Below are 20,621 nucleotides of genomic sequence, written 5' to 3' on the forward strand. Positions count from 1 at the left end.
TATGAAATTCGCTTTGAAACATTTTTTTTTAATTTTTCCTCTGCTTTTACTCGGCGCAATTTCTTGCAAAAAAGAAATTACGTTTTCAGAAGGAATCGTGTATCTGCCAGGTAATGAAAAAGTAGAAAAGCAATTTAAAGCAATTGGTGTAGACCCTAAGAAAGTAGCGAGCGAGCAACTTCTCAAGAGTATTCTGGAATTGAAAAACGAAGGAATAAATGAGAAAGATGGGAGCATCCTTGTTTATCTCAGTAGTATAGATCTTGGTAAAGCCATGCAAGCGCAGTATAAATTTTCAGATAAATATGATGCTTTGCATGCTTGGGTAGCGAGTTTCAAAACAGCCAAGACGTGGTGTGATTATCACTTACTTTTTAAAGATAAAATCGTATCGTTTGAGATCGAGCCTATTCAGGCGTATAAAGATAATGTTTTCCCAGATGGTTCATTCGATAAGGTTCTGAAATATAATGTATATCTCAGAAAACAAGGAGAAATGGGAAAACTTACTTCAGAGACCGCTTATACATTAGTATTTACAGGCGAATTATATAAGGATGGGGATTGGAGTCGTTTTTCCATAAGTTCTTTTGAGGACCATGGGGTTCACAAATGCCCGATTCGTGAGGTAGACCCGGAAACAGAGCATGAGATCGAACAGATCAAACAGCGAACGAAAGAGTTAGAAGCAGAAGGCAAGTTATGACGAAAGTAGAAACCCAGCCTCGGCTGGGTTTTCTCGTAAAAGGGTTCTGTGCACCGGCGGTGCGAAGAGGAGTAAAAAGAGTTCTTCGAAAACAATTTTCTAAGTGAGAGGGATTGGGCTTAGAGAAGAAACAAAACCCTCCGTGTCTTAGCGGCTCTGTGTGAGAAAAGAACAGTGAGAAGCTAAGAAAAATCTGAGGACATTGATTAACAACGCGACAGGGATCGCAGCGGAAATCCGGCGATGCACCGTCGTAAAGAATGAAGGTTGTAAATAAGAAAACCGTAATGGTGCTTCGCTGATTGAAGCGTAGAGCGCGGTCCTGACAAAGTCAGGAGTCGCCTAAACTAACATTAAACGACTCACCGGGATGAATGAGTGGATTCTTTGAGGACTTGCAATATCAATTTCGTTTAACACTTTAATTTAACAGCGGAAAGCGATTCTAAATCCACGACTTATAGTATGAATCCACACAAGCTTGACTGTGGAAAATGCAACTGATGAAGAACAAGAAACAACTTTATCAATAATTGTTTTCTTACGAGACTTTATATATCCAATTTAGGGTATAAGATATTTCCATTTACTATTCAATCTTACATTCAGATTTTTTTTGTTCTTACTTTAAAATTCTATTGCTCTTATTGCTATGCACCTTGATCTTTTCCTGTTCTGAGTGGTGCTATGCGTAAATCAATACAAAGCTATAAATATATCCTCATTATACTGTTCTTACCGTTAGGGTTTGATCGTACATTTCCTGATCCCGTTTCCGTTCCGACTTTAAATGCTCCAAATTTTAGTTCGAGTTCTATGGACCAAACCTTCGTTTTGGCCGACAGGATGCAATCCGTTGGTAATTGGGATGCTTTTGTTTTTCAAAGTTTAGGAGTTTTACAATCTCAATGGGAGATCCAGTTACAAATGCAGATCTCTCAAATTGTAAATTCTATTGATACGAGCGATCATTATGCAAGTGTTGCGGATTACCAAAGTTATGTGTATGACACTTTACAAAGCCAAGCGAACGAACTTCTTTTGCAATGGCAACAAGATGCTGAATTAGAGATTACTCAAGAGAGAAGTCAATATCTTAGCGATGTATTCGGTGCAAACAGCGCATCTACTCAAGCTGCTATGGATTCGTTTTCTAACCAATGGGATCAATTTATTAACGGACAAAATTTAAACTTAAATTTGAACGATCCGAATCAACAGGCAATATTAAACGGCGCTCAGCAGAATTTGGAAAACATGGAAGCGCAATGGTGGAACCAATTCAATTATAATATCCAAAATGGTCTTTGGACTTATCAGCAAGCCCTTCAGAATCTAACTCAAAGCTATCAGAATGTTCTAAACCAAATCAACGAAACCGAAAGGCAGTACCAAGCATATTTGGCTATGTTAGAGCAGACTGAGGCAAATGTAAAGGATCAGATCCAAGCGGGCTTGGACGGTTATCAGGCATATCTTAATGGAAATGATCTTTTTTGGAATTCTATCAATGTTTTATACGATAATAATACGAATTCTTATTTAATAGCAAGCTGTGCTTCGGGACATGTTTGTAATACTTACGAATACGATAAGTCTAGTGGTCAGTTTTTTAATCAAGGTAGCTGCCCTTTAGGGCAATCTTGCGTAAGCATTCTGTACGATACTACGGACAAAAAATATTTGGAAGTGAGTTGCCCGAGTGGACATACCTGTGACGGAGAGGAGAAGGAAAATATCTCTATTCGCACCGGTTTAAATGCCGATGGAAAAGCTTTTCAATCCGCTATCAATAACGTTATGAATGCATTGCAGGCAGGTTACGATATGCCTGCGATCTTCGATTCCACGAGCGGGACTATGCTTCATTACAACCTTGCTTGTTTGAACGGAGATACGTGCGTCAAAGGATATTTTGATAGCAGTACAGGTAGTTTTACCACCGGGACCTGTACTACTTCTACTTGTCATAGTGCAGTGGTGAATACCAGCGGGAATTCTCTGACGGGAACTTATTTAGCAACGACCTGTCCCGCGGGAGATACCTCCTGTGTGGTTTGTACCAGCGGCCATTCTTGCAAGGTTCAGTCTATGGATGCTACTTTACTTTATGCATCCGGACAGATGATGAATTTTTTAAATAACGAACTTTCGAGCACTCAAGCTGCCCTCTCTAATATGATCAACGGAGTAACAGGGCCTGAAACTATTCATGTAGGGGAAAGTGAATATTCCTTTAAGTGTTTATCCAGTGGGTTTTGCGGCTATTTACCTGTTCCTACAAGTTCCTCTTCTCTCAGCTTAAGTATGGGGGAGTATTTAAACCCTACTGATGTGTCCGGCCTCGCTGGTCTCGCTAAAATGATTGCAGATTATATTGATCATCAAATTACCCAAACCGATTTGATCAACTGGATCATGGCTGCTTACTCGGATAATCTGCTGAACGGAACTGATGATGGAGGATTCTTTTCGTTATTAGGCCTTAGTCCTGGAACAACGATTACCGGTATCGTTAATGCGGATCTAATGGCCTATAATGACGAGAATTATACTTTTGATTTATGGGAAGCGGATTACTCACATCCATATTGCAAATACTGGGGTGGATGTGCTGCTTTATGGGGGACAAATGAAAGTTACTCACAAACTGGAGGTGCTTTCGTAGACTTCCAAATGGATACGGTACTTTGGTGGGGACTATTCCCTGCGGGAATCCTTCCTGCTTCCCAGCTGCATGACTCCATTTGGGTGAATTTGAGTGTAACAACCCAGGACAATAATTCCGTCGCAAACGTAACAACTTACGAAGATCTTGTTACCCAACTACAAGGGTTTCAGTATAATTGGGCTCAAAATGTGCTACCTTCTATCATCAACTGGACTGCACAAGTGGCTACGTACGAAGGTCAGTATGATGCTTGGCAAATCGAAAGAGCAGAAGCGATTGCGGAGGCTCAAGAAACATATAACCAAGGGGTAACCGATTTACAGGACCAGGAAAGTGATTGGATGGCAGCTATGCTCTCTCTCCAAGAGCAAGCGGAGAAGGCCTTTGATGCCGCAGCAAATTCTTTAAGAGATGCCAAAGGCCAGAGTAATTACGATTCTTTATACCAAGAAATATTAGGAAAACTGGATTTTAATAAAGGTATCCCGAATGCTAATGCGACTGCCTCGGCAGATTTAAGCTCCTATACCGATATTTTATCTGGCTTAAAAGGTAATATCTCTCAAGCGAATACTCGTATCCCTGATACTAGTTTACTTAGCAATTTTGCTGAAAATTTCAATAATCTCATTACAGGATCTTCTAACCTAACTCTTTTATCCGCTACGAATAATAGTGTAGTAAACAGTAGCATGAGTTTCATGCAGGGAATAGCGGATTCGATGAAGAAGGAGCTTACCTTCAGGCAAAACGCATTCGGTAAATTATTACAAGATAAGAATATAGATATCGTAGAAGAAGGAAACGAAAGCTACGTCCTTCAGAACGGGCAAAAGATTGCAGTATTAAACGAGGATGGTACTCAAAAGAAAGACGAAGACGGAAAAACAATCTACAAAACCCTTTCCGATTGGTTGAAAGATACCTGCGGAGATGATTTAAGTAATGCTGCTTGCTCAAGTTATGTAGAGAAGAAATATAGTGATGTTGTTCTGAATTCGGACGGCACTATTTCCGCAAAGATGAAGGCTTATACCGGGGGAGCCTATCTCAGAGAAGGTGGAGATGGTACTAATTATGACGATTATGTTTATGATTCTGTAAACAAATCTATTACCATCCATGCTCCTAAGAAAACATTACTTGGCCGAGGTTTGTCCAGTCTTGGAAATATATTCGATGCAGGCAATAACGGGATCGGAGAATACGTAAGCCAAAGTTTCGCAAATCTAAACAATTACTTCTCCGACTCTAAATCAAGCGCCTTTCTATTTTCGGAAGTAACCGCTCTGGGTGCTAATAACAGCTATTATTCGAATATCGCGTCACGAGAAATTTCTCACCAGATCAAAACTCTGAACTTCGTCTTGGACTATATCAAGGTTGTTTTCCTAGGCGGCGCAACTAACGTTGAGTGGTTCCATTCTCAGCTCCAACAAGGTGTGCAGGATATTTATGCGTCTATACTAGTAAAAACTTTGGACTTGGATCCCCAGACAGCGGCCTTTATTTCCGGAATGCAATATACCCAATACTCGGCTCATCAAGCGGAAAAGGAAATGAATCGCCAATACGGAGGTCTCGGATGGGGAATCCATCAGGCAGAAGGGATTCTTGATGATATGGGCTTCGGTGGATTGACTTCGTTCTATCCTCCAATTATGTACGATCAGATAAAAAATGCGGATAATCTGAGAGCGATCGATGCTTGGGAGAATTTCAAGTATAATATAGCCAGTTTTGCCATAATGAAGTACGGGCAAGAACATGGTTGGTCGGATGAGCATATTGGTTTAGCAACTCAACTTGTGACCGATTACATGAAAATGAAAGACGCAAAAGATGCATTCGGAATGAATGGCTCCGCGTTTTCTTTAAAATCGATTGCAGGACAATTGAAAGCATTAACGGTCGCTATAACAAGCCCTATGGCAGAAGTGATGGGCGCTATCTATAAAGGATACGCGCATGCTGCAGGTGACTTAGGATTGATAAGTGAGAGAGAAGAAAAAGAATTCAATAAAGATCTAAGATACACAATTAATCAATTCAAGTATAAAGACGAAAAAGAAGCTCTTCGGCAATGGAAAACTGATCAGCCACTTATCGCCAGTGAAATGGTGCGAGAGATCGGAAGACAACAGGGTTGGGACGAAGCAACCATCAATACCTGGTCCGAACAAGCTGCAAATTATATTATCAGAAAACAAGCAGAGAACGATCTAGAAAAGAGAAATCTTTTAAGATATGCAACGTTAGGACCCGCTGCCTGGGTAGATGATCAGGCTTTCGGAGGCGGATTAACTACTTTATCAGCCAAATTCCTCCGCGGAATGGTCACCACATTTACTGATATATATAGCTCTTTGGGAATCATTGGCGAAGATTTGAGGGACGATATTTATAAGCAGTCCAAATTCGCTATGAATAAGTTCACTGGAGCGGATTTAAAAGCATCCATGCATTACGGCGAAGTTAATGAAGCCATGGTGATGGAGGATGTCCGGAAACAAATATTCGCAAATATTGGAGATTTTCTTGCCCCTAATTTCCCAGGTTTAGATGGGGAAACAATTGGTTTATTATTAAAACATTATGTAGATGAGCGTGAGGCAAAGAAGGCGGCTAAAGAGCAGAAACTAAAGGATGCACAGTTAGTCGTTCAAGTCGCTGCTGCCGCAGCAATGACATATTTTAGCGCTGGAGCTGCAGGTGCGCAAGCAAGTAGCTGGCTCTCCAGTGTTCTTATTCAAACAGGGACAACTGCAGCAGGTGTTGCTCAAGGGATTACTGGGGGACAATTAATAGCGGGGATAACTTCTGCGGTTGCACAAGCTTATATAGGCGGAAAATTAGATGGAACAAACGGAGCGATATCTGGTTTTGTGAACGGGCTTATATCTTTAGCCACCGTAGGATTTAATACACCAGTGACGGGTTATGTAAGCTGGACAGAACATAAAAATGCTAATATTCTTACCGGACAGAGAGAAGTAAAAGGTGGTTGGGGAGGAGGAATCTCATACAATGCCGCGGACCTTGATATTTCGGTACTGAAAAATTTATCTAGTGCATCCGGTGGTCTTTCTTTTGCCCCCGGAAGCGGTCTTGGGGTCAATTTTAATCTCGGTTTTGAAGGTGATCTCGGACTGGGATTGGATTATAATCTATCAACCGGCAATTATACTGCCAGCGGAAGTTATAGCCATAAATTACCGGGTGGAAATAATCTAAGTTACAGTATTTCCGCTAGTAAAACTGGCCAAGCAAGCCTAGGTGTCGGCTATAGTTATGGTGGAGACAAACTGCCCTCCATCCTTAAGGGACCCGGGGCTAATTTATCTTTTTCTAATGATGGCATTTTTAGTTTGAGTGCCAGTGTTTTAGGAGGGACGATCGGTTCGGTCAATTATGATTCGAATACTGGCTCCTTTGGTAAATTTGCAGGAAATCATAATTTCCAAAATCAGTTTAACCAAAGTATAGCTTCGCAAAACGCACAAGATAATGCGAATGAGACCGGTCGAAAAATAGCCGAACTTGAAGGAAGGGCATTGGTCGCTAAAGGTAAATTGTCCGAAGCAGAGCTTCAGAATTTGTTGGAGAAAGATCCAAATGCATTGAGAGCAAAATTTGATGAGTATTTTCATAGTTCAAACGAGGCACAACAGAAAGAACTTACGGCTGCTATGAAGCAGGTCGCAGATGAGATGATTAAGGAAAAGAAGCTCGCAAGTTTTGAAACTACTAAAGATTCTCCAGAAGGAGTTGAAGGATTCCTGAAAAGGCTTGCAGGTGGAATTAAACAATCTTTCGGGATCTCAGACGATGGAATTGCGTCGATAGATTCCAAAGGCAATTTTAGATTTTCGACTTGTTTTGTTGCCGGAACCGAAATTACCAAGTTGCGAAAAGAATATAAGGGATTCGTAAACTCTCTCGAAAGACATCCTGAATGGGAAGAGACAGTTCCTATAGAGCAAATTCATGCTGGCGATGTTGTATTAGCAAAAAATGATGAGACAGGTGAGCTTGGCTATAAGCGGGTTTTACAAAGTATTATAAAAGAAACCGATTCGGTCCATTGGATCTCTTTTTCGGATGATTCAAATCTGGGAACGACTAAAGAACATCCTTTTAGAAGGCAAAAAACTGAATACAAAGGACAAAATTTTAATATTACGAATTCTGAATGGGTGGATGCGAAAGACCTAAATATAGGCGATATTGTATTCACCGCTGATGGTAACACCCTAGAGGTCTCTGATTTACAAATAGAAAAACAAATCACTACCGTTTACAATTTCGAAGTAGAAGATTTTCATTCATACTTCGTGGGCGATTCCGGGATTTGGGTGCATAACCACGAAGGATGTTTTCCGAATAAACCAGGCATGGGTATCTACGGCCCTATAACAAAAAGTCATTTTCTTCTAGATAGTATCTCGAAAAATTCCGGAAACCCAAACACCAATTCTCTGAAGGAATTTAGCATTGATAAAGTGATTGGGGATACTTCTCTTCCTACTCCGACATTCACACCTCCGAATTATGCGAGGGCGAAGAAAGACATGGATGATGCAGTAAAAGAGGGAGACCAGCTTCGTCGACGAAGGGATGCATTGCAGGCAGCTAAGGATAATTTTGGGAAAGATAAACCAAAGAATATGACCCCAGAGCAGCGGGATGTTACCTCTAGGATTGAAAAAACTTTCGGTGATGAAATTGAGAAAATAAATAAACTTTTAGAAGAAAATACAAATAAAAAGATTTCTGCCCTTGGGAATATGAAGAAGTCAAATGACGATAACCAAAGAAAGAGCAATCCGGATCAGGGAAAACCTAATCCGGATGGATTTGATCCCACTACATCTGCTTTGGATTTCGCTTTTAAAACTGGAAAGGATCCTGTCGGTTATGCGCAACGGGCGCAAGAGATTGCAAAGCATGAGCAGCTCATAAAAAAAGATGAAAGAGGAGCTCAGTCGGCAAAGCAAGATGAAGGAATTAGAGAGAAGATTGAAAACTTCCTTAAAGGGGAGGAAGTTGGACAGGCTAAACCAAGCTCGGGCGATGCAGAGCCTACAGGTTTTTCTCAGGTATTTGATTATCTAAAACAACTTGGAAAACAAGAAACTTCGAATAAAGAGCATTATCAAAAGCGTATTGGGGAGTTTAAACAACAAGATGACCAAATATTCGGCCTTTACGGAAATTATCCAATTGGCAAACAACTGGCTGAGAAAGTCGAATATGAGGGAAATAACCTTGCTCCAGAAGAAAGGAAACAAATTCTTAAATCTAATGAATCTTTGAATGCAGAAAAGGAAAGTGAAATTCGCAAATTAGATGAAGAGAGAAAGAAACATTTACAAGAAAATCCTCAAGCGAGTCACGCACTTCCTGAATGGTTCAAGAAGAAAATAAAAGAGATATATTCTAAAAGTAAACTCCTGCATGATTATGTAAATTTGAGAAGAAAAGGAATTCCTGAGGGAGTTATTAAAAGATACTTTTACTTGCTTTTAAAGGCAGACCGGAATCCGGCAGAAGTCAAAGAGCTTAGAGAAATAGTGGCTTCTATTGCAAATACTGCAAATGAAATTGCACCCGGATATAAAGACGTTCGGACGATGAAGAGAGCTGACAATAATTACAGGAATACACCTCGGAAAGAAGTAGCAAAACAGATAAAAGATAAACGGAAAAAGTTGGACTCACTCGAGGAAGAATTGTCCAAGGTAAATCCGGTTAATGAAGGAGAAAAATACTCTCAGCTTCAGGATCAGGCGGATCAATTACGTGAAGAAATATATGCAGATTATCAGGATTTTTTCACTCATAAGCCAAGTTTAGAAAGCGAAAAACCACCCACGGAAGAAGATTTAAAATCATTGGCGGAGCGTGCGGTAAAGGTCAATGACAGTTATGAATCTGAACCACCTTTGTTAAAACAGATGAAAGAGGACCTGGAGAAAGACAAACGTAAATATAACAAATCGGGGAATAAGGCAAAAGAAGCAGAAGTTGATGAACTACTTAGGCAATGTAAAAATCGATCGCAAACTTCAGAGGAGTATACTATTAAAAGTCAATTGATCGAAGATCTCCGACCAGGAGAAGAAAAAGGAGGGCAAAAATATCAGGATGCCCTTAAGCTTTACAAAGAGTATTTTACACCTTTTGGTAAGAAAGAATTTAAAATTACAGAAAATTCGAAAAATCATCTGGGGGACAATATTAATAGTAACTCAACCTCGAATAGTTCACGTTTCGGTGATGAAGGTCGTTCATTTGAGCTAGTTCCGGAGGCTAAGAACTTCTTCGATTACTTAATTTTTAGTGCGGCATCACATGTTGGAAATGACTACCTTGCGTCAAAAGGACAACAAACCAATTCGTCCTATCCTGGACAAGTTCTTGGTATAGTCGATACCGGTCATTCCATCACACTTAATAAACAGGTTCCTAAGCTGCTCGCTGATCAAGGGGTAGTTTATAAAGATGTGGAGTATGATAAGACTGGAAACAGGATTCAAAACCCAGGGTACTATAATAAGGACACTGGAGAATCTTATTCCTCGGACAAATTGGAAAAAATGTATCAAGATGAAAGAAGTAAAGACCCTAAATCAAAAGAGCCTGAGAAATTTTCCCCAGCACCAAAGGCGGTAGGCGTTCTTGCTGTTAAAGGAAAGGATAATGTATATCGATTTAAACTAGCGGGTGGTGGCTTTTTGACCTCTGATCAATTGCTGGAACTCCCAGATAGTGTACGCTCTAATCCTGAGAAGTTTACTAAGCAGGGTGGTAATAGTGTTTCTATTCTAAGTCAAATAACAGAAGGAGACTTTATAGGGTCATATGAAGTCAGATATTTGCATTTAGATAAAGCTCCAATGAAGGCAGACGGAACACCCTTAAAAAAAGATGATCCTGTCAAAGCGGGAGATAAGATTGGGGTAGCAGGTAGTACAGGCTTTTCAAAGGGAAACCATTTGCATACAACCGTGATTTTTCAAGGTTCTGGTCGACCTAATATCGATAGAGCCTTTTATCAACCAATGCGCGATGACAGTGGAAACGTTACCGGCTATGCAATTCATTCGGATTATTTTAGGAACAAGATGGCTACTGACCCTAAAACTAAGTTTAAACATGAACCGCAACAAATTAAGAAATACCCAAGTCACTAATTGCTTGATATTGTTTTAAGACCGGCCCATACTTTGGGCCAGTAGCCAGATCATGGAAATCGTAAAAGGAAAACAAGCCACCATTCTTTTTGATGGCAAGAAATGTATTCATTCTCGCAATTGTGTGTTAAGTAGACCTGATGTATTTGTCCCGAATGTAGAAGGAGAATGGATCTATCCTGATAAAGCAAGTGTAGAAGAGATCAGATCTTTAGCTTTGAATTGTCCATCGGGTGCGATCCGTTTTGAATCGAATGATCCTTCTTTTAAAGAAACTGCTCCTCCAATCAATGTTTTGCGAGTAAGAGAGAATGGGCCTCTTGCCATCCATGCAGATCTTGAGTTGGAAGGAGTAGAAAAACAATATAGGCTTACGCTTTGTAGATGTGGAGCTTCTACTCAAAAACCTTTTTGTGATGCGACTCATGTAAGTATTGGATTTACCGCAACTGGAGAACCTCCGATCCAAGAATCTGAAACCTTGCCTGTTCGAAATGGAATTCTAAAAATTGATCCTACTAAAAACGGTCCTTTGAAGGTGAGTGGAAATCTGGAAATTTGTTCCGGGACTGGAAAAGTAACAAATAGGACCACCGAAACTTACCTATGTCGTTGCGGTGGTTCTTCCAATAAACCTTATTGTGATGGGACTCATCGTAAGATCAAATTTAAGTCCGAGTAATTTACTCTGCGAATCTATCGTTTTTCTTTTTACCAATTTAAAACTTTGTGTTCTCCGTGAACTCCGTGCGAAACTTAAAAGTTTTGCCACTCGGTCAGAGTCCGGATCTTCTTGCGTATTCTGCCCGCTGTAGGATACCCTTTACATTCTTCCGCGCAGTATAAAAGAACACTTTGGGAAAGTCTGACTGATTCTATCATATCTTCTCCTTTGGATAAGAAAAATGTTAGAATTCCAACAAGTAGATCACCTGTACCCATGACGGCAAGTTTAGGTTCTTGGAATTCCCAGAAGTATGAATTTCCTTCGGGTGTAAATAGAATTGAAACGGGCCCTTTTAAGAGTAAGTATGTTCCCTTTTCTTTTGCCCAAATATTTGCATCTTCTAATGCAGAATATTGACTTTGGACCTTTTTACCAGTGATGGAAGACCATTCCCCTAAATGGGGAGTGAGTATCGTACGCGGACCTAGATGTTTATCATCCAAATATTTTAATGCGCCCGCATCAAAAATCAGAGTTGTTTCTTTAGAAAAGGAAAAGTGAGGAAGATCGGAAGGAGTAAGCCCAGGCCCGACACAGACAACTCTTGCCTTCTTCAGAAAAGGAAAATCAGTGGATTTTTTAGAAGTTTCCAATTCGGAAATCATGAAAGAAGGATCTTTTTTCAAAACCTTTATGAGAGTATTTGCGGAAGGAGTGAGTATTTGGGAAATTCCTCCACCTAATTCTTGGAATGCAAGTGCAGAAGATAGGATTGCCCCCGACATTCCTTCTGATCCACCTATGAATACTGCAGAGCCGTTCTTGTATTTATGGGAATCTTTTTCTCTGGCAAGTTTAGAAACTAGTTCTTCTTTGTTTGCTCTGGGTAATAGATATTTGGAAGTTTTGAATTCTTGTCGGAGGAATCCGATTGGATGAAATGATTTTCTGTCCTTAGATAAAGGATAGAATACATTTTTGATCTTAGGAGATCCGATATCCGCTAGAATATCTGCTGTAAATGGGATTTTTTCGTCAGGAGAATATCCGGAAACCGCATCTACGCTTAAAATGAGCAAAGAATCCTTTAATCTTTCTTTCGCAGAACGTATTTCTGCAATGGCTTTTGAAATTTCTCCTGATAATGGGCTCTTGAACCCTGTCCCTAAAAGGGAATCTACTATTACTTCTCGCGGATTTACAAGATCAGACTTAAATTTTTCCAAAGGAAAATTTGGGAGCTTAAGTTCTTCCGTTAGATTTTTATAATATTTTGTTTCTTCGGAGAGGTTTCCTTCTTTGGAGTAAATCTCCACGAGTATACCTTCTGCCCTTAAAAATTGGGCTAAAGCATATCCGTCTCCTCCGTTATTCCCGGAACCGCATAGTATGATGACCTTTTTTGCGGCTCTAAAAACTTCTTCCCAGGTTTGAAAGATGGAAACTGCTGCAAATCCCATGAGCAAGGTTCCCGAAATTTTTCTGTCTCGGATGGTTTGCTCGTCTAGGAGTTTTGCTTCTTCTTCGCTAAATAAAACCTGGAAATTAGGAGGAGACCCGTTCATTTTATTTCCATTTATGGATCTCTAAATAACCGGATCTGATCTTCATGGAATAGATTTCATCGTTTGTATCCATCCAAGTTTCTCTCCAGAGTCCGCGAGGAGGAGGGTAGTTGAGTCGGATATTATTTACATGATTTCCATCTTCGTCGTGGACTTGTAGTCGGATCGAATTTCCTTCTTCTACTTCTGTTTCCCAGATGAAGAAGTTATCATTGTTCAGGACCCAATATAATGTTTCGGAAGGATCTTGTATCTCTTTGATCGGAGTGATCCTTTTGTCTTTGAGTTCGTATTTTAAGATCTTTCTATTCTTAAATCTTCCGGATTTGGTTTCGTAAAAACTAAAAGATCCAAGCACATATTCTCCATCCGGATGAGAGATGAAAGAATCCACATACCAAGTGTAAGCTTCACCTTGATTCAGAGAATCTTTGAAATCGGAACCTTCTACCTTTTGTTTTAATTTTCCGGACTCGTCAAAAATGCTGAGTCTCATAACTCCATTCTGCCTATGGAAAACAAATAATAGGTCGTTGTTTCCTGCTTCCATTCTTTCCACATAACCGAATGGAATAGAACCTCCTACACCGTCAGCGTAGATTGTTTGGGAAAGTTTTCCGGAATCATTTATTTTTAAGATTACAGAAGGAACTGCTTCTTCCGCTTCCGTGCGAAATTCTCCGGATTTTTTTGTATAAATGTTTTCAGCTACTTTATCTGACTTTGCATCTTCTCTAGAAATTCTAGATTGAACATAGATATCGTCTCCATCGGAAACGGTAACTAATCCAATTCTACCTAATTTAATATTATAAGTTTTGACTTTGTCTTGTTTTTCTTTGGAGTTTCCGATCACAAACTTCAGATCTCCGTCCGAGTTAAACGCTTTGATCAGAGATTGTTCGAAGTCTGGAACGTAAATCACTCCGGAAGCAACTGCAACTTGGTTCGGAACATTTGTCGGAACCCGATTGACTATGCTTACTTGTAATTCTTTTAAATCTTTTCCTAATTTAACTCTTCCGTATAGATAAGGATTATAATCATCCACTCGGAATTTGGAACAAGCTCCTATCACTAAGATAGAAGTTAAGAAAAAAGGAAGGTATTTGCGGACAGATGAGGTCCAAATTTTGAAAGTAAAAGAATTTTGCATGGTTCTGATAAAAACCCGAGCCTATTTTTGGTTTGCCCGGGACATTTCGTTACCATCCTTCTTTTTAGTATATGAAAACAAGCAATTTCGCTCGTATCAATAGGAAGGCTTGGAACTGGGCTTATTTTTTACTTTACACTAGGGTTAGCCAAAAATATTTTGAATGAATATCGGGAACCACCCATTGAATGTATGGGAAAAACCTAAAAAATTCGGAGATAATCCGTTTTTGTAGGTTGTTTTTTCCTCTTTTTTGAGGCAAAACGAAGCGGTTCAGAGACTCTCTGTAAGGCCGGCATTGACAGTCAGTAAAGAAGTTATCGAAACGATCTTAGATCGAATCCTTCTCACTCCCGTCAAGCTGTATGCACTCATGGTTAGCCAAAGGCCAAACCATACGCTGATCGAGGTAGAGTTGGATCACCTCGAACACCCGTACGGTTCCGTCAGCCTTCTGGAATGTGAGCAAGTTTCCAGAAAACTGAATGAAGAGTTGGAGCAGATCTCACCAGATCTGAACTATACTCTCAAGGTTTCTTCCGCTGGTGCGGAAAGAAAGCTGGTGATTCCCGAGGATCTGGATAGATTCCGTGGAATACCGGTCCGACTCGTCTATAAATCAGAAGGGTCGGGCGATAAAGAAGGAATCTTTAAGATTCTGGATAGGAAAGAAGACAGGATCTTTTTAGAACCGTTTTCCAAGAGGAAGACAAAAGGTTCTAAAAAAAAGGAAGTCATTCTGGAATTGAAGGATATACTGAAAGGAAATTTGTACGTAAGTATTTGATTATGGCAGTTAAGAAGAAAGAAGTCGAAGTCAATCTGTTGGAAGCGATCCAACAATTTTGTGCCGACAAATCCTTAGACAGGGAAGCCGTGATGGGAGTCATTCGTGATTCTTTGATTACCGCGTACAAAAAGAAGTCGGGCATCGAAACTCTTGAAGAAGAGGAAAGTCCGATCAAGGTAGAATTTGCTTCCTCCGGAGACGGAGAAAATGTCGTTATAATAGTGTCCCGCAAAGTTGTGGAGTCTTCTCCTGCAAACGGTTTGGAAATCTCCTTAGAAGACGCTAAGGCTGTTTATCCTAACGCAACTGAGGGAGAAGTCCTGGATTTTAGAGAAAAGCCGATGGAGCTTTCCAGGATCATTTCATCTCAAGCAAAACAAATGGTATTCCAGCGCTTGAGAGATATGGAAAAAGAACTTCTATATCAGGAATACAAAGCAAAAGAAGGCGAACTGACTCACGGATATTTCCAACGTTGGAAAAAAGACGCTATGTCCATCGATCTTGGTAAGGTCGAGGGAGTTATGCCTAAGCGTGAGCAAAACCCCGGAGAAAAATATCATAGCGGGGATCGTCTAAAAGCAATCATACAAAAAGTTGAACTTCGTCCAAGAGAACCGATCCCAGTGATCACTCTTTCCAGAGCATCTGCGGACTTTGTTCGTAAACTTTTCGAAATGGAAATCCCAGAGATCTACGATGGACTCGTAGAGATCGTAAACGTGGCTCGTCAACCTTCCATTCGTACCAAAGTAGTGGTTTATGCTACCAGAGGAGATATTGATCCTGTGGGAGCCTGCGTTGGTATGAAAGGGGTTCGTATTCAGTCCATCGTTAGGGAATTAGGAAACGAAAGAATAGATATCGTTCAATACTCTTCGGACCCGACAGAGTTTATCGCAAACGCGATCTCTCCGGCAAAACCTTACGATGTAAAGGCGGATTCCGTGGGTAGAGAAGCAATGGTAATCGTTCCTGAAGAACAATTATCTCTTGCAATCGGGATTAACGGTTCCAATGTAAAGTTGGCTTCACAGTTAACCGGATTTAGGATCGATATCAAAACAATAGCCCAGTATAACGAAGAGTTCTCTTCTCCGGAAGCGAGAGAGAGATTGGATAAATTATTCAGTCCTCCCGCTGCTGTTACGGAAGAAGAAGACGACGATGGAGCAACTGCTCTAGAAGATTTACCTGGACTTTCTACCCGATTGATTGGCCTATTAAGGAGCGCAGGGATCAATAACGTCGAGACGTTGATCGAGATTAGCCAGGATGACTTGGCAAAACTCCCCGGCATAGGACAGACTACAGCCGCACAAATCCTAAGGATATTGGCGGAATCTGTAGAGTGGGTGGAGGAGAGCTAATCTCTCAATTTGAGAGTTTGGGCTTAGGACCCGTTTTCAGTACATCGCGTACTTGACCAGGACATTATATGGAAGAAAAGAATAAATCAATCAAGGAAAAGCTCCAGGGCTCTGCTTCTGCTGATGCAAGTAAGAAGAAGAAGCTGGTTATCAAAAAGAAGCCGGACGAAAAAACGCCTTCTACTTCTGCAAAGAAAGAGGCCCCTACAGATCCAGCTCCAAGTAAACCGGCGGCTGCAGCTTCCTCCTCTCCAAGCACTCCTAAAAGTTCTACTCCTCCTAAAAAAGAACCTCTCTTTCCGGAACCAAGCACTCGCCAAGAGCCTCCAGTTCCAAGATCTGCTCCTCCTGAACATATTTTGGGGGAAGGTAGACCTCCATTCCAGAGAGAAGACAATAATATTATAGTATCTCGTCCAAATCAGAGACCGACGTTCCCAAATCAAAACCGCGAAGGCGGTGGCAATTACCGAGGAAATCGTCCTGACGGAAACCAAGGTTACCAAAATCGTGAAGGTGGTGGTTACCAAGGTGGTCAAGGCGGTGGTTACCAAAACCGTGAAGGCGGCGGCGGTGGATATCGCGGAGGCCAGGGTGGTCAAGGCGGCGGATACCAAAACCGTGAAGGCGGCGGCGGTGGATATCGCGGAGGCCAAGGTGGTCAGGGCGGTGGTTACCAAGGCGGTCAAGGTGGCGGCGGTGGATATCGCGGAGGTCAAGGTGGTCAGGGCGGTGGTTACCAGGGCGGTCAAGGTGGCGGCGGTGGATATCGCGGAGGCCAGGGTGGTCAAGGCGGTGGCGGTTATCGTGGCGGTCAAGGAGGCCAAGGCGGTGGTGGTTATCGTGGAGGCCAGGGTGGTCAAGGCGGTGGCGGATATCGCGGCGGTCAAGGTGGCCAGGGCGGAGGATTCCGTGGTGGTCCAGGTGGCGGCCAAGGTGGTGGTTTCCGAGGAGGCCCAGGTGGTCAGGGTGGCGGATTTAGAGGCGGCCCTGGAGCAGGAGCTCCACCTCCAGGTTTAGGACCTGTAGAAGGCGGAAGAGGAGTTCCTTCCGGCAAAAAACGTAATGATAAAGATAGAGGCGGAAGACCAGAAGGTCAGGAAGGTTCTGAGAATTCTAAATTCTTCCGTCAATCTTACAAAAAACAGAAAGTAAGCGGGCCTACTGGAGTTTCCGTTCCGAAAGAGATCACTCTTTTGGAGAATGTACAAGTAGGAGAACTGGCTAAGAAAATGAATCTTAAGCCGGGTGATGTTATCGGAAAACTCATGAAAATGGGAATGATGGTGACCATCAATAATATCATCGATGCAGAAACAGCATCCATTCTCGCTGATGAATACGGTTGTAAGGTAAAAGTAGTTTCTCTATATGAAGAAACTCTAATCGACGAAGAAAAAGACAGTCCGGAAGATTATATCCATAGACCTCCTGTCGTTACAATCATGGGTCACGTTGACCATGGTAAGACAAAACTATTGGATACTATCCGTAAGTCTTCTGTCATCGATACCGAGTCCGGTGGAATTACACAACATATCGGTGCTTACCAGGTAGCGACTTCCAGAGGGGAAATCACCTTCTTGGATACTCCTGGTCACGAAGCGTTTACCTCTATGAGAGCAAGGGGAGCTAAGGTTACGGATATCGTGATCTTAGTGGTTGCTGCTGACGACGGAGTAATGCCTCAGACTTTAGAAGCATTGTCTCACGCGAAAGACGCAAAAGTCCCTATCATAGTTGCAATCAACAAAGTGGATCTACCTGCTGCAAATCCTGATAAGATCATGCAGGAACTCGCTAACCATGGACTCCAATCGGAAGAATGGGGCGGGGACACAATGTATTGCAAGATCTCTGCGAAAGAAAATATAGGGATCGATAAACTTTTAGAATCAGTACTTCTACAAGCGGAAGTTCTGGATCTGAAAGCGAACCCTAAACGTAGAGCAAAAGGTACAATCGTAGAGGCGAAACTGGATCCGGGTCGCGGAGCAGTTGCGACAGTTCTTATCCAAAACGGAACCCTAAGAGTGGGAGATCCGTTCGTAGCCGGTGTATTCTCCGGTAGAGTTCGTGCGATGTATGATGACTACGGTCATCTGATCAAAGAAGCAGGACCTGCTTTCCCTGTTCAGGTAACTGGACTAGACGGAGTTCCTGATGCGGGAGCACCTTTCGACTCTGTAGAAGACGAGAAGGAAGCAAGAAACATCTCTCAACACCGTATCGAATTCGAAAGAATTGGAAACGCAGGAGCTGCAGGTTCCAAAGTCACTCTGGAAAACATGAACGAGTTCATCAAACAGGGTGCATTAAAAGAACTGAAAGTAATTATCAAAGCAGACGTTCGTGGTTCTGCGGAAGCGATCAAGGAAGCCCTGGAAAAACTTTCCACTTCGGATGTAAAACTGAACGTTATTCAATCCGGAGCGGGAGCTATCGTGGATATGGACGTGATGCTTGCATCCGCTTCTAACGCGATCGTGATCGGTTTCCATGTTCGTGCGAATCCTAAAACCATTGCACTCGCCGAGAAAGAAGGCGTTCAGATCAAATACTACAACATCATTTATCAGGTTGTGGATGAGATCAAGATGGCGATGGAAGGACTTCTCGAGCCGGAAAGGATCGAAGAAGTTATCGGAACTGCAGAGATCAGAGAAGTTTTCAAAGTTTCCAAGATCGGAAATATCGCGGGTTGTATGGTTACTTCCGGAAAGATCACAAAAGCTTCCGGTATCCGCGTGATCAGCGATGGAGTCCAAGTATTCGACGGAAAACTCAAATCTCTTCGAAGATTCAAAGACGAAGTCAACGAAGTGGTGAACAATTTCGAATGCGGTATCCAGTTGGATAATTACAACGACTTCAAGGCTGGCGATACGATCGAAGCTTATACTGTCACAGTAGTAAAACGGAAGCTGGAGTAGTGTTAGAGTGAATCCGATCCGTAAAAGGAAAATCGAAGCGGAGACGGTTCGGACCGTCGCCATGATGATCCTGGCCGGAAAAGTCAAGGACCCAAGGGTTCATATGGTTTCCGTTCACAGATCGGAGCTCTCGGACGATTCCAAAAATCTAAAGGTGTACGTAACGGCGATCGTAACGGACAAAAAAAAGGAAAAATTACTCGCTGGATTAAATAGCGCCTCGGGTAAATTTGCCGCGACTCTTTCCACAAAACTCAATCTAAGGATCACACCTAGAATGAGTTTTGTTTGGGACGAAGAATATATCCAAGGTTTAGATGAATCCCTCCGACTTACGAGAAAACCAACAAATCCGGACTGAATTCGGATTTTTGCTCTTGGATAAACCGATTGGAATGACTTCTTCTGATCTGGTTTTAAAAGCCAAAAAGACTCTCGGACTTAAAAAAGTAGGTCACACAGGTACCTTAGATAAGGCTGCCTCGGGTTTGATGGTGCTTCCTGTAGGCACTTCGACAAGTTTCTCCCAAGTATTTTTAGGAAAAGACAAAGAATACGAGGCTGAGGTTCAGTTCGGCTTCTCTACTGACTCTGGAGACAGAGAAGGTTTAGTGGTAGAAGATTGGGAAACTTCTAAGATCCAAAAATGGTACCAAGAATCCATGCCCAAATTGGAAGAAATTCTTTCCAAGGTTTCCGGTTGGGAAGAACAGATTGCGCCGGAAGTTTCCGCGCTCAAGGTGCAAGGGCAGAGAAGAGCGAAATTATTTAGAGAAGGGATCTCCGTTCCACCAAGCATTCGTAAGATCAAAATATTCGAATTCGCGGCTGGAGAATTCTGCCCAGGAGGTTTCAAATTGAAGACCAGGGTTTCTGGCGGAACTTATATTCGTAAGCTAGTCATGGATATAGCGGAAGAAGCTGGGATCCCGATGTGCCTTAAGTCTTTGAATAGGACCAAGGTGGGTAAACTCAAACTGGAACAAGCCGATACCTACGAGGCATTGCTACTTGGGAAAGCGATCATCCATCCTCCGGAAGAGATTCTGGATATTCCTTCGGTGGAGATCCCAAGTACTGAGGTAAAAGACGTTTTTCATGGGAAAAAGATCAAGCTGGACTGGATCCCGGCTCAGGAGTTCCTACTTACCTCTCCGGAAGGAGAGATTTTGGCATATTGCAGGAGGGAGGGACTTCCTGGCAGCCTTTCTTATAAATATTTGAAGGTCTTTTCTAAAATTTAGCTTGGACAGGGGGCTAGGCCCCCGAAAATTGGCAACAGGTACAATCAAACTATGGTAACTACGGAACAAAAGAAGCAAATTATATCCACATTTGCAAAAGGGCAAGGGGACACTGGTTCAACAGAAGTTCAAATCGCTCTTCTAGACGCTCAAATTAAAGATCTTAACGAACATTTTAAAACTCATAAGAAAGATTTTCATTCTAAAACAGGTCTTCTTAAACTTATCAGCAAGCGTAAAAGATTACAAGAATACCTAAAACGTACTGATCTAGAACGTTATAAAAAACTAATCGAAGCTCTCGGACTCCGCAAGTAAGGAGT

Annotated in this window: 11 protein-coding genes; 9 read left to right on the forward strand and 2 right to left on the reverse strand. The window is 41.8% G+C overall.

Translation table 11 applies throughout. From position 1 onward, the window contains the following. The first annotated feature begins 1 nt into the window (after position 1). From EHO65_RS02575 to EHO65_RS02585, 3 genes are all read left to right on the forward strand, one after another. A complete protein-coding gene (locus EHO65_RS02575; protein ID WP_135772643.1) occupies positions 2–706 on the forward strand; it encodes a hypothetical protein in 705 nt (234 codons plus the stop codon). A 687-nt stretch (positions 707–1,393) separates the two neighbouring features. Continuing rightward, positions 1,394–10,573, forward strand: coding sequence for a TIGR04388 family protein (locus EHO65_RS02580; protein ID WP_135772644.1), 9,180 nt, complete (start codon positions 1,394–1,396; stop codon positions 10,571–10,573). Between the two features lie 52 nt (positions 10,574–10,625). Continuing rightward, complete coding sequence (locus EHO65_RS02585; protein WP_135772645.1) at positions 10,626–11,255, forward strand: CDGSH iron-sulfur domain-containing protein; 630 nt, start codon at positions 10,626–10,628, stop codon at positions 11,253–11,255. 74 nt (positions 11,256–11,329) lie between these two features. Here EHO65_RS02585 and EHO65_RS02590 read toward each other — a convergent pair whose 3' ends face one another. Both EHO65_RS02590 and EHO65_RS02595 read right to left on the reverse strand, forming a co-directional pair. Continuing rightward, positions 11,330–12,805, reverse strand: coding sequence for a bifunctional ADP-dependent NAD(P)H-hydrate dehydratase/NAD(P)H-hydrate epimerase (locus tag EHO65_RS02590; protein ID WP_135772646.1), 1,476 nt, complete (start codon positions 12,803–12,805; stop codon positions 11,330–11,332). Between the two features lies 1 nt (position 12,806). Beyond that, positions 12,807–13,961: an LIC_12708 family protein gene (locus EHO65_RS02595; protein WP_135772647.1), complete on the reverse strand. Its 1,155-nt coding sequence runs from the start codon at positions 13,959–13,961 to the stop codon at positions 12,807–12,809. Positions 13,962–14,322: 361 nt separating this feature from the next. Between EHO65_RS02595 and rimP the strand changes: the two genes are divergently transcribed. The 6 genes from rimP to rpsO all read left to right on the forward strand — a co-directional run bounded on the left by rimP (position 14,323) and on the right by rpsO (position 20,616). Continuing rightward, positions 14,323–14,748 (forward strand): ribosome maturation factor RimP, encoded by a 426-nt coding sequence (gene rimP, locus EHO65_RS02600; RefSeq protein WP_244243434.1) that lies wholly within the window; start codon positions 14,323–14,325, stop codon positions 14,746–14,748. 2 nt (positions 14,749–14,750) lie between these two features. Further along, positions 14,751–16,121 carry a transcription termination factor NusA gene (gene nusA / locus EHO65_RS02605; RefSeq protein ID WP_135772648.1) on the forward strand — a complete coding sequence of 457 codons (1,371 nt, stop codon included), beginning with the start codon at positions 14,751–14,753 and terminating at the stop codon, positions 16,119–16,121. 68 nt (positions 16,122–16,189) lie between these two features. Then, positions 16,190–19,054 carry a translation initiation factor IF-2 gene (gene infB / locus EHO65_RS02610; protein ID WP_135772649.1) on the forward strand — a complete coding sequence of 955 codons (2,865 nt, stop codon included), beginning with the start codon at positions 16,190–16,192 and terminating at the stop codon, positions 19,052–19,054. Between the two features lie 7 nt (positions 19,055–19,061). Continuing rightward, complete coding sequence (rbfA, locus tag EHO65_RS02615) at positions 19,062–19,415, forward strand: 30S ribosome-binding factor RbfA (RefSeq protein WP_086446695.1); 354 nt, start codon at positions 19,062–19,064, stop codon at positions 19,413–19,415. Further along, on the forward strand, positions 19,372–20,298 hold the full coding sequence (gene truB, locus EHO65_RS02620; protein WP_135772650.1) for a tRNA pseudouridine(55) synthase TruB: 927 nt from the start codon (positions 19,372–19,374) through the stop codon (positions 20,296–20,298). Before rbfA ends, truB begins: the two co-directional genes overlap by 44 nt. Before the next feature lie 51 nt (positions 20,299–20,349). Continuing rightward, complete coding sequence (gene rpsO / locus EHO65_RS02625) at positions 20,350–20,616, forward strand: 30S ribosomal protein S15 (RefSeq protein ID WP_100723501.1); 267 nt, start codon at positions 20,350–20,352, stop codon at positions 20,614–20,616. Positions 20,617–20,621 lie beyond the last annotated feature (5 nt).

Origin of the sequence: Leptospira andrefontaineae, from assembly GCF_004770105.1 — a bacterium.
Classification (GTDB): domain Bacteria; phylum Spirochaetota; class Leptospiria; order Leptospirales; family Leptospiraceae; genus Leptospira_B; species Leptospira_B andrefontaineae.